The sequence below is a fragment of the Aeromicrobium sp. REDSEA-S32_B7 genome (assembly GCF_001626145.1).
Taxonomy (GTDB): domain Bacteria; phylum Actinomycetota; class Actinomycetes; order Propionibacteriales; family Nocardioidaceae; genus Aeromicrobium; species Aeromicrobium erythreum.
In genome coordinates this window covers 1-10049 of sequence record NZ_LUNF01000105.1, presented here as the reverse complement: position 1 = coordinate 10049, position 10049 = coordinate 1, and the positions used below count along the sequence as shown (strand labels likewise).

At 72.6% G+C, this 10049-nt stretch carries 10 protein-coding genes; 7 read left to right on the top strand and 3 right to left on the bottom strand.

Annotated elements, in window-relative coordinates:
* Window positions 1-1071, bottom strand: a 1071-nt coding sequence (locus A6Q79_RS07645) for an FAD-dependent oxidoreductase (protein WP_317697528.1), incomplete at its 3' end; no start/stop codon positions are given.
* 243 nt (window positions 1072-1314) lie between these two features.
* Between A6Q79_RS07645 and A6Q79_RS07640 the strand changes: the two genes are divergently transcribed.
* The 3 genes from A6Q79_RS07640 to A6Q79_RS07630 all read left to right on the top strand — a co-directional run bounded on the left by A6Q79_RS07640 (window position 1315) and on the right by A6Q79_RS07630 (window position 5366).
* Complete coding sequence (locus tag A6Q79_RS07640; RefSeq protein ID WP_286691124.1) at window positions 1315-3150, top strand: long-chain fatty acid--CoA ligase; 1836 nt, start codon at window positions 1315-1317, stop codon at window positions 3148-3150.
* A gap of 54 nt (window positions 3151-3204) precedes the next feature.
* Window positions 3205-4314: a radical SAM family heme chaperone HemW gene (gene hemW, locus A6Q79_RS07635; protein ID WP_083516622.1), complete on the top strand. Its 1110-nt coding sequence runs from the start codon at window positions 3205-3207 to the stop codon at window positions 4312-4314.
* Between the two features lie 146 nt (window positions 4315-4460).
* The gene (locus tag A6Q79_RS07630) at window positions 4461-5366 is read left to right on the top strand and encodes a CHAP domain-containing protein (RefSeq protein ID WP_317697525.1); all 906 of its coding nucleotides are present in this window, start codon (window positions 4461-4463) and stop codon (window positions 5364-5366) included.
* An 81-nt stretch (window positions 5367-5447) separates the two neighbouring features.
* Here A6Q79_RS07630 and A6Q79_RS07625 read toward each other — a convergent pair whose 3' ends face one another.
* Both A6Q79_RS07625 and A6Q79_RS07620 read right to left on the bottom strand, forming a co-directional pair.
* Window positions 5448-6296: a DUF3097 domain-containing protein gene (locus tag A6Q79_RS07625; RefSeq protein WP_067858773.1), complete on the bottom strand. Its 849-nt coding sequence runs from the start codon at window positions 6294-6296 to the stop codon at window positions 5448-5450.
* Complete coding sequence (locus tag A6Q79_RS07620) at window positions 6289-6720, bottom strand: hypothetical protein (protein WP_286691126.1); 432 nt, start codon at window positions 6718-6720, stop codon at window positions 6289-6291. The genes A6Q79_RS07625 and A6Q79_RS07620 overlap by 8 nt, the downstream gene beginning before the upstream one ends.
* Window positions 6721-6873: 153 nt before the next feature.
* Between A6Q79_RS07620 and hrcA the strand changes: the two genes are divergently transcribed.
* From hrcA to A6Q79_RS07600, 4 genes are all read left to right on the top strand, one after another.
* Complete coding sequence (gene hrcA, locus A6Q79_RS07615; RefSeq protein WP_067858767.1) at window positions 6874-7911, top strand: heat-inducible transcriptional repressor HrcA; 1038 nt, start codon at window positions 6874-6876, stop codon at window positions 7909-7911.
* A gap of 16 nt (window positions 7912-7927) precedes the next feature.
* Window positions 7928-9088, top strand: coding sequence for a molecular chaperone DnaJ (gene dnaJ, locus A6Q79_RS07610; protein ID WP_286691127.1), 1161 nt, complete (start codon window positions 7928-7930; stop codon window positions 9086-9088).
* Window positions 9089-9132: 44 nt separating this feature from the next.
* Entirely contained in the window at window positions 9133-9477 is a 345-nt protein-coding gene (locus tag A6Q79_RS07605) for a histidine triad nucleotide-binding protein (protein WP_067858762.1), read from the top strand.
* 65 nt (window positions 9478-9542) lie between these two features.
* Window positions 9543-10049, top strand: a 507-nt coding sequence (locus A6Q79_RS07600) for a PhoH family protein (protein WP_317697520.1), incomplete at its 3' end; no start/stop codon positions are given.

Below are 10049 nucleotides of genomic sequence, written 5' to 3'. Positions count from 1 at the left end.
GACGACGTCGTGGCGCACCAGCAGCTCCCACGCGTCGACGTCGGTGCCCCACAGCCGGGCCGCCTGCGCCAGCGCCGCCGCGTCGGAGAGACCGGCGCCCGCCAGGGCGGTCACCTGCACCAGGTCGCGTCCCGGTGGGGCGTAGCCGGGCGCGGCGGCCGACACGACGGCCGTGTTCACCACGGGGCCGCGGTCGCCGTCGACCAGCAGCAGCCGGTCCCGGGGCATGCCGGTGGGGGTGCTGAACCACCAGGTGACCAGCCCGCCGACCGGCGGGGCCACGGACACCGCGCCCAGGCCGACCGCGTCCTGCACGTCGGTCGCGACGACGACGGCGCGGGCCCGGAGCGACCCCGACCCCGTGCGGACGGTGACGCCCTCGGCGCCACGGTCGACGCCGAGCACCCGGACGCCCGTCTCGGCCGGACGACGCAGGCCGCCCGCGAGCCGGGCGGGCAGGGCTCTCATGCCGTCGCCGGGCACCGCCGGTGTGCCGAGCAGGAACCAGCGGACCAGCAGGCGTGCGTACCGGGCCGACGTGGCCCCGGTGTCGTCGGCCAGGACGCCGGCCAGGAACGGCTCCAGCACCTGCCGGCGCAGCGGGCCGCGGACACCGGCCGCGTCGAGCGACGCCGCCACCGTGTCGTCGGCCCGCCGCAGGACGTGCCCCTCGCCGCCCAGGATCGGTGCCGCCCACCGGGCCAGGGCCGCCAGCTCACGGGGGCGCAGCAGACCGCTGCGCAGGGTGGGTGCGAGCAGACGCGGCTCGCGGCGCGGGTCGCCGAGGGTCGCCACGGAGCCACCACGACGGACCCGCACCCCGGCCGCGAACGGCTGCAGGTCGAGCGCGTCGAGGTCGACCAGGTCGCGCAGCGCCGGGTACGCCGGGTTGAGCAGCTGGAAGCCGACGTCGCAGAGGTGGCCGTCGACCACGTCGGTGGCCACGCGCCCGCCCACCACGTCCGAGGCCTCCAGCAGTCGGGCGTCCACGCCACGCCGCTGCAGCGTCGTCGCGCAGGCCAGCCCCGCGAGTCCTGCTCCGACGATCACCACGTCCACCCGTTCCGCCATGGGTCCACGATCCCATCGTGTCCGCGATCCGGCACGGTGCGGCGAGGCTGCCGACGGCGGGCGGAAGCACGCCGACGCCGCCGCGGACGCCTCGGGTTGCAGGCCGGGCGACGGGTCCTCAGGAGGTCCGGTCGTCCGATGGATGAGCGGCGCAACCGATCGATCGGGCCCTCCGGGAGTGACCGGCGGGTAGGTTATGGTGAGCGGCACCACATTCCCCCGGAACGTCGTGTGAGGACACCCATGCCGCAGACCGCAACGCCCGAGCAGCTCAAGATCGTCGAGGACCGCGCGCCGAACGTGGCGACGATGTTCTACGACCGTGTCGCTGCCTCGCCGAACCGGGAGGCGTACCGCTTCCCCGACGAGAACGAGACCTGGCACTCGCTCACCTGGGCGCAGACCGGCGAGCAGGTCGACCGCATCGCCGCCGGCCTCGTCGCGCTCGGCGTGCAGCCGGAGGAGCGCGTCGCCATCGTGTCCGGCACCCGCTACGAGTGGATCTTCGCCGACCTCGGCGTCAACGCCGCCGGTGCCGCCACGACGACCGTCTACCCGACCACGACGGTCGACGACGAGAAGTACATCCTCACCGACTCCGCCAGCCGCGTCGTCTTCGCCGAGGACGACGAGCAGGTCAAGAAGCTGCTCGAGATCCGCTCCGAGCTGCCCGACGTCGTCAAGGTCGTCACGTTCGCCAGCACCCTCACCGACGGCGACTGGATCATCTCCCTCGACGACCTCGAGGCCCTGGGCTCGGAGCACCTGGCCTCGAACCCCACCGCCGTGACGGACCGCGTCGCCGCCATCAGCCGCGACGACCTTGCGACCCTCATCTACACCTCCGGCACCACGGGCCGCCCGAAGGGCGTCCGCCTCGCCCACGACGGGTGGACCTACGAGGGTGCGGCCATCGCCGCCGGCGGCTTCCTGACGCCCGACGACCTCGAGTTCCGCTGGCTGCCGATGGCGCACTCCTTCGGCAAGGTGCTGCTCACGACGCAACTGCAGATCGGCTTCGCCGCCGCGATCGACGGTCGCGTGCCGAAGATCGTCGAGAACCTCGCCATCGTGAAGCCGACCTTCATGGGCGCGGCGCCGCGCATCTTCGAGAAGGCCTACGGCCGCATCATCAACATGACCGAGGAGGAGGGTGGCGCGAAGCTCAAGATCTTCCGCTGGGCGGAGAAGGTCGGCCTCGAGCACTCGCGCGCCGTCCGGGCCGGCAAGCCGGTCTCGCCCGCGCTGAAGGCCAAGCACGCCGTTGCCGACAAGCTCGTCTTCTCCAAGGTGCGCGCCCGGTTCGGTGGGCGGGTCCGCTTCTTCATCTCCGGCGCCGCGGCCCTGTCGCCCGACATCGCCGAGTGGTTCCACGCCGCGGGCGTGCTCATCCTCGAGGGCTACGGCCTCACCGAGACCAGCGCGGGCTCCTTCGTGAACCACCCCGACGCGTTCAAGCTCGGCTCGGTCGGCCTGGTCATGCCGGGCACCGAGGTCCGCGTCGCCGACGACCGCGAGATCCTGATCAAGGGTCCCGGCGTCATGCGTGGCTACCACAACCTCGAGTCCGAGAGCGCCACCACCGTCACCGACGACGGCTGGCTGCACACGGGCGACGAGGGTCGCGTCGACGAGGACGGGTTCCTCTTCATCACCGGCCGCAAGAAGGAGCTCTTCAAGACCTCCGGGGGCAAGTACGTCGCCCCGCCGCACATCGAGGGCGTCTTCAAGGGCATCAGCTCGATGACGTCGCAGATCATCGTGCACGGCAACGAGCGCAACTTCTGCTCGGCGCTCATCACCCTCGACCCCGACGCGGTGGCCGAGTGGGCCGAGGCCCACGGCATGCAGGGCAAGTCCTACGCCGAGGTCGTGAAGTCGCCCGAGATCCACGCGATCGTCTCCGAGCAGGTCGAGGAGCTCAACCAGCGCCTCAACCGCTGGGAGACCATCAAGAAGTGGGAGATCCTCGACCACGACCTCTCGGTCGAGTCCGGCGAGCTGACGCCGAGCATGAAGGTCAAGCGCGCGGTCGTGGAGGCCAACCACAAGGACCTGCTGGACTCCTTCTACGCTTGAGCGGTGCAGTCGTACGCCGAGGGGCCGGTCACCGAGGGTGACCGGCCCCTCGGCATGTACGTGCACGTGCCGTTCTGCTCCGTGCGGTGCGGCTACTGCGACTTCAACACCTACACGGCCGACGAGCTCGGCGAGGGTGCCACCCGCGCCACCTACGCGTCGTCGGCGATCGCCGAGGTGCGTCGCGCCGCCGAGGTGCTCGGACGCCGGCCCGTCGAGACCGTGTTCTTCGGCGGCGGCACGCCGACGCAGCTGCCCGCCGACGACCTCGTCCGGGTGCTCCGCGCGCTCGACGAGCACCTCGGGCTGGCCCCCGACGCCGAGGTGACGACGGAGGCCAACCCCGACAGCGTCACACCCGCGTCGCTCGCCCGGCTGCGCGAGGGCGGCTTCACGCGGATCTCCTTCGGCATGCAGTCGGCGGTCCCGCACGTGCTGGCGACGCTCGACCGCACCCACGACCCCGCACGGGTGCCGCAGGCGGTCCGCTGGGCGCGCGAGGCCGGCTTCGAGCAGGTCAGCGTCGACCTGATCTACGGCACGCCGGGGGAGTCCGTCGACGACTGGCGCACCACGCTCGACGCCACGGTCGCGCTCGAGCCCGACCACGTGTCCGCGTACGCCCTCATCGTCGAGGACGGGACGGCCTTCGCCCGCAAGGTCCGCCGCGGCGAGGTGGTCATGCCCGACGACGACGAGACGGCCGACAAGTACCTGCTCGCCGATGCGGTCCTGTCCGAGGCCGGGCTCGGGTGGTACGAGCTGTCGAACTGGGCCCGTGACGCCGACGCCCGCTGCCGCCACAACCTGCTCTACTGGCACGGGGCGGACTGGTGGGGCGTCGGCCCCGGCGCGCACTCGCACCTGGCCGGGCGACGCTGGTGGAACGTCAAGCACCCTGCGGCCTACGCGCAGCGGCTCGAGCGCGGCGAGTCGGTCGAGGCGGGCAGCGAGGTCGTCGACGCGGCCGGCCGCCGGCTGGAGCAGGTGATGCTCGAGCTGCGCCTGCGCGAGGGCCTGGCCCTCGACGCCCTCGACGCCGCCGGACGGGCGGAGGTGCCCGACCTGCGCGACCGCGGCCTGCTGCTCGGCGACGAGCGGCTCGTGCTCACCCTGGAGGGCCGGCTGCTCGCCGACGCCGTCGTCCGACAGCTGACCCCATAGCGGAGGTTCCTCTCACTTTTCGGGACTTTAGTCATTCGCGATGCAGGACCTTCGTCGAGGACTTACGGTTCACGTGGGAAAAACAGCAACTCGGGGGAGTTGGCGAGGGAGCAATGCGCATCGCGCATTGGCCAACGGTGATCAGCATGCTCATCGGATTGGCCATTTTTGGTATACCGACATCGGCGGACGCGGCGAGGACCGTGCTCTGCACGAGCTACACGCAGTGCAAGGCGAAGGGGTACAGCGACGGTGGCTACGGCTCCGTCCGGTCGACGTCCTTCTGGAACCAGACGCCGGGCCGCAACTGCACGAACTACGTCGCCTACCGGCTGACGAAGAACCGTCTGGTGGCACGCCCGCCGGGTACCGACGCGGCCCGCACGTGGGGCCGGGCGGCCCGGGCGGCCGGCGTCCCGGTGCGCAGCTACGCCCCGCGTCGCGGCGACGTCGCCTGGTGGGACGCCTACAAGGGCTACTCCGGGGAGAAGGGCCACGTCGCGATCGTCGAGCGGGTCCGCGCCGACGGGTCGATCGTGGTCTCGGAGGACAACATGAACGGCACGTTCATGTGGCGCGTCGTGCGCCGCGGCTCGGCGTGGCCGTCGGGCTTCGTCCGCTACCCGACGTCGGACGGCTCGCCGTCGGGGCTGCTCGAGTCGATGAGGTCCGAGGACGGCAAGGTGTCGGTCAGCGGCATGGCCAGCGAGCCCGACCGGTGGGGCAAGGACGTCGACTACACCGTGGCGCTCGGCGCACCGCTCGACGCGGCGAACGGGGTGCGACCCGTCGAGACGTTCTCGTTCAGCACCGCCTACTACAAGTTCACGTGGCGGCGCACCGTGCAGACGAGGGGACCGGTGCGGGCCTACCTGTACGCGCACAACACCGAGCGCACGCGGGGCAAGGACACGCTGCTCGGTGACGCGAGCCTCGACCTCGTCGAGGACGGCAACGTGCTCGGACGCGTGCTGCCGCGGACGGAGTGGCTCACGCCCACCCCGGCACCGACCCCGACCGTGCCGACGGTGCAGTCGGTGCTGCAGGACTGAGGGAGGCGCGACGGCCCGGGACCACCTGGTCCCGGGCCGTCTCGCTGCCCAGGCACCGACGGTACGGCGAGGAGCCGCCCGTTACGGGGCGGTGACGAAGTCGATGAGCTCCTCGACGCGACCGAGGAACTCCGGCTCCAGGTCGGTCCAGGAGTCGACCCGGGAGAGGATGTGCTGCCACGCGCGGGCCACGTCGGCCTGCTCGGCGTGCGGCCAGCCGAACGCGGCGCACACCCCGCGCTTCCACTCCAGGTGGCGCGGGACGACCGGCCACGCGGCGACGCCGAGCCGGGCGGGCTTCACGGCCTGCCAGACGTCGACGTACGGGTGGCCGACGACGAGCACGTGGGGTCGGCCGGACAGCCTGGCCGCGATGCGCGACTCCTTCGAGCCGGGCACGAGGTGGTCCACCAGGATCCCGAGCCGGCGGTCGGGGCCTGGGTCGAAGTCGTCGACCACGCCCACCAGGTCGTCGACGCCGTGCAGCATCTCCACGGCGACGCCCTCGACACGCAGGTCGTCGCCCCAGACCTTCTCGACCAGCTCGGCGTCGTGCTTGCCCTCCACGAGGATCCGGCTCGGCAGGGCCACGCGCGCCCGCTGCCCGGCCACCGCACGCGATCCCGACGCCGTGCGGGCGGGCTGCCGCGGGGCGGCGCCGGACGGGGCGACCAGCACCACCGGCCTGCCCTCGAGCAGGAAGCCCGGTCCGAGGGGGAAGACCTTGATCTTGAGGCGCCGGTCCTCCAGGGCCACGGTGCCGAGGTCGCGCTCGACACGCACCACCTCGCCGCACCAGCCCGTCGTGACCTCCTCGACGACCATCCCGAGCTCGGCGGGCACCTCGGTCGAGCGCCCGCGCGGGGGCGCCTTCCAGTCGCCGGCGAGCACGTCGTCGCCGTAGCGACCCCACCCTCGGGTCTCAGCCATGGAGCACGCCCAGCAAGGTCTGGTGGAACGCCTCGAGGTCGTCGCGGCCGATCTCGCCGCTGCTCGTGAGGATCCGCGTGGACGAGCGGGTCAGCCCGACGGCGAGGTCGACGGCCTGCGCCCAGCTGGGCTGCGCGGTGCTCGGCACGACGTCGAGGGGCGGGACGAGGTCGCCGAGGGCCACGGTGTCGCCGTCGGGGACGACGAGCACCAGCTCGCCGCCGACGGGGCCGTGCCCCAGGTGCACCACCTCGACGAAGAGGTCGCCGAGGTCGGCGGCCCACACCGAGCTCAGCGTGCCGCCGCGCGACTCGTGCAGGAGGAACGTGCCGTCGGAGAGCGTCACCCGGCGCGGCCGGTACGTCAGGGTGCGCGAGCGACCCGCGACCGAGACGACCTCACCCTCGCTCCCGATTGCTCCCACGGCGCTAGACTGGCACTTGCGCCTGGTGAGTGCCAAAGCGCCACGCCGCGCCGACGGACCCCGTCTGCGCCGTGCGCGCCCGAGGCCGTCCGGCGTCGTCGCACCCGAGCCACGCACCGTCCAGCCGAGACCGTCCCAGAGGAGGAGAGCGCCGTGCCGGAGGACCGTCGTCTCCCGTCCGAGGACCGTCGCCTGGAGGTCCTGCGCGCCATCGTCGAGGACTACGTCGAGACCCAGGAGCCGGTCGGCTCCCGCGCCCTCGTCGAGCGTCACCAGCTCGGCGTCTCGCCGGCCACCATCCGCAACGACATGGCCGTGCTGGAGGAGGAGGGCCTCATCGCCCAGCCCCACACGAGCGCGGGTCGCGTGCCCACCGACAAGGGGTACCGGCTGTTCGTCGACCGGCTCTCGCAGGTCAAGGCGCTCACGTCGCCCGAGCGTCGCGCGATCGAGACGTTCCTGGGCGGCGCCGTCGACGTCGACGACGTCGTGCAGCGCAGCGTCAAGGTGCTCGCCCAGCTCACCAACCAGGTCGCGATCGTGCAGTACCCGTCGCTGACCCGCTCCACGGTGCGTCACGTCGAGGTCGTGGCGCTCGAGGGCGCCCGCGTGCTCGTGGTCGTCATCACCAGCAGCGGTCGCGTCGAGCAGCGCATCGTCGAGCTCGAGGCCACGCCGGGCGACGGTCTGCTGTCCGACGTCCGCTCGCGCATCATGACGGCGGCGGTGGGCCAGCGCCTGCCCGAGGCGTCGCTGCGCCTCGCCGACGTGATCGGCACGTTCGCGCCCGCCGACCGCCCCCTCGTGACCTCCGTGGTCACGACGCTCACCCACGTGTTCTCCGACGAGCGCAGCGACGAGCGCGTCGCCGTCGGCGGCACCGCGAACCTCGCGCGCTTCGGTCGCGACTTCGACACCTCCATCCGCCCCGTGCTGGAGGCGCTGGAGGAGCAGGTCGTGCTGCTGAAGCTGCTCGGCGAGGCCACCACCGACCCCACCGTGCGCATCGGTCTGGAGACCGGGACCGAGGGACTGCCCGGCACGGCGGTCGTCTCGTCGGCGTACGGCACCTCCGAGCAGGCGCTGGCGATGCTCGGCACGCTCGGACCCACCCGCATGGACTACCCCGGAACCATGGCCGCCGTCGGCGCGGTCGCCCGCTACGTCGGGCGACAGCTCGCGGACGGCTGAACAGGACGAAGGACGTATGGCACAGGACTACTACGCGCTGCTCGGCGTCTCCCGGTCGGCGACGCCCGAGGAGATGAAGAAGGCGTACCGCAAGCTGGCGCGCCAGCTGCACCCCGACGTGAACGACGCCCCCGACGCCGCCGACCGCTTCAAGGAGGTCACCACCGCGTACGAGGTGCTGTCGGACCCCCAGAAGCGTGCCGTGTACGACCGCGGCGGCAACCCGCTCGGCGGCGGGGGCGGCGCGGGCGGCTTCGGCGGAGGCGCCGGGTTCAGCTTCGACGACATCATGGACGCCTTCTTCGGCGGTGGTGGCAGCAGCAGCCGTGGTCCGCGCTCGCGCGTGCAGCGGGGGCAGGACGCGCTGCTGCGTCTGCAGGTCGACCTCGCCGAGGCTGCGTTCGGCGTCACGCGCGAGATCAAGGTCGACACCGCCGTGGTCTGCGAGCGCTGCTCGGGCAGCGGCGCCGAGGACGACTCGGCGACGGTCACCTGCGGCACGTGCCACGGCCACGGCGAGGTGCAGCAGGTCCAGCGCACGCCGCTCGGCAGCGTCCGCACGGCCCGCCCGTGCCCGACCTGCCACGGGTTCGGCACCGTCATCCAGGACCCCTGCCACGAGTGCCACGGCGACGGCCGCGTCCGCTCGCGCCGCTCGATCACGGTCTCGATCCCGGCCGGCGTCGACCAGGGCACCCGCATCCAGCTCGCCGGCGAGGGGGAGGTCGGCCCGGGCGGGGGTCCGGCGGGCGACCTCTACATCGAGGTCGAGGTGGCTCGCCACCCCGTCTTCACCCGCAAGGGCGACCAGCTGCGCTGCCAGGTGACGCTGCCCATGACGGCCGCTGCGCTCGGCACGCACGTCGACCTGCCGACCCTCGAGGCCGACCTGGCCGACGAGGACGGCCCGGAGGTCGTCGGGCTCGAGGTGCCGGCCGGCATCCAGTCGGGCGAGACGCTCACGCTGCGCGGCCAGGGCGTGCCGCGCCTGCGGGGACCGGGTCGCGGCGACCTCGTCGTCGAGATCGTCGTGCAGACCCCGGACGAGCTCGACGACGCGCAGCGCGACCTGCTGAAGCAGCTGGCCGCCCTGCGCGACGAGGAGCGTCCCGAGGCGCAGCTCGGCAGCACCCACCGCGGCAGCGTCTTCGGCCGCATCAAGGACGCCTTCCGCTGAGTGGCGGCCTCGTCGCGGGCCGCCGGGTGCGGTAGGAAGGGACCATGAGCCCCAGCGCCGACTGCCTGTTCTGCAAGATCGTCGAGGGCGAGGTGCCCGCCGACGTCGTCGCGCAGGACGAGCACGCCGTGGCGTTCCGCGACATCAGCCCGCAGGCACCCACGCACGTGCTCGTCATCCCGCGTGTCCACCAGCCCGATGTCGGCAGCCTGGCCGAGGCCGAGCCGGAGGCGGCCGTGGGCCTGCTGCGCCTGGCCCGCCGCGTCGCCGACGAGGCGGGCGGCTCCTACCGGCTCGTCTTCAACACCGGTGCCGACGCGCACCAGACGGTGTTCCACTGCCACGGGCACGTGCTCGCCGGGCGCTCGCTCGGCTGGCCGCCGGGCTGAGCGCACGGGCGCCGCGGTCCGGCGCTGTCGACGTGTCGGCGCACCCCCGTACCATGGGGGCACACATGACTCCTGATTCTCCCGGGGACCAGCGTCCCCACACGTTCACCGTCCCGACCAGCATCGACACCGTCTCCCTCTACGGACCGGGCGACGAGTACCTGCGCATCGTCGAGGACGCGTTCGACGCGGCGGTCCACGCGCGGGGCAACCAGCTGACCGTCACCGGCGCCCCGGCCGAGGTCGCGCTCGTCGAGCGGCTGCTCGACGAGCTCGTCGCCATCGTGCGCACGGGCCAGGGACTCACCGCCGAGACCGTCGAGCGCTCCATCGGCATGCTGCGCACCGAGACGCAGGAGCGCCCGGCCGAGGTGCTCAGCCTCAACATCCTCAGCAACCGGGGCCGCACCATCCGGCCGAAGACGCTGAACCAGAAGAAGTACGTCGACGCGATCGACCAGAACACGATCGTCTTCGGCATCGGCCCGGCCGGTACGGGCAAGACCTACCTCGCGATGGCCAAGGCCGTCCAGGCGCTGCAGGCCAAGGAGATCACCCGCATCATCCTGATC